Source organism: Stutzerimonas sp. LR2 (assembly GCF_055755175.1).
Genome location: NZ_JBVTRR010000058.1, coordinates 1 through 862, shown reverse-complemented (window position 1 = coordinate 862; position 862 = coordinate 1). Strand labels below are relative to the sequence as shown.

General features: G+C 48.4%; 2 protein-coding genes. Both read left to right on the top strand.

Annotated elements, in window-relative coordinates:
• Positions 1 to 564 (top strand): toxic anion resistance protein (locus tag ACVRRC_RS22015; RefSeq protein ID WP_472997581.1); only part of this gene is annotated, 564 nt, incomplete at its 5' end.
• Positions 565 to 629: 65 nt separating this feature from the next.
• Positions 630 to 862: hypothetical protein (locus tag ACVRRC_RS22010; RefSeq protein ID WP_472997580.1), on the top strand; the 233-nt coding region annotated here is incomplete at its 3' end.

Below are 862 nucleotides of genomic sequence, written 5' to 3'. Positions count from 1 at the left end.
GAAACCGTGTTGAAGGAACGCCGTAAAGCACTGAAGACTGACCCGGAAAATAATTTACTCGCGTTGGAAGTCAGCAATATTGACCACCAATTGACGGTTCTGAAAAAGCGCAAAGTAGACATTATCATGTCGCAGCAAAAATGCTTTGAGGATTTGACCATGATCCGCATGATGCAGCGAAATAACCTCAACATGCTTGATCAGTTTGAAACTATCAAGCGTGTGACACTCCCGTCTGCGAAACGCGGCCATTTGCTGGTGGATCAGGCCACGCAAAGTAATAACCGCTCTAAGCTGGTACAAGCCGTGGGTGACGTTGTGAATGCGCAGGCGAGACACCAGGCGGATTTGGTCAGCGAGAGCTCTATTCGTATTGCTCGGCAAGGACATCGCCCGGTATACGACGAATCTACACTTGAGCACATTTCGAACTCTATCGGCGGTGCTGCACGCGAGATTAAACGGATCCAACGTGAAAGCGAAGGGCACTATGCTCGTCTGTCGGAACGTACCGGTAATTGGCAAAAGCAACGCCGTGAGCTGCTATTGGAACTGGCGGATTAATTTCTCAGACGAACAGGCCGGTTATCCGGCCTTCTCATTTTTATTGTCAAATTACCGGAGGGGTAATGGTTATGACAGAGCCGGATTTCATCGCAACGACAAAGCGGATTAAATATAAACGGGATCGGTTATTTGTCTCGGGGGGCATTCTGCTGCTTATATCCGTGGTTTTGTGGCTCTTCAGTATGATGCAACATTATGATGTGGACAGTCTCTATACAATGGCCGAGACCAATCCTGTCGCTATGTCTTTTCACACCGATGATTCTGCGATAGAAGGGCGATTCGATACGCTAGG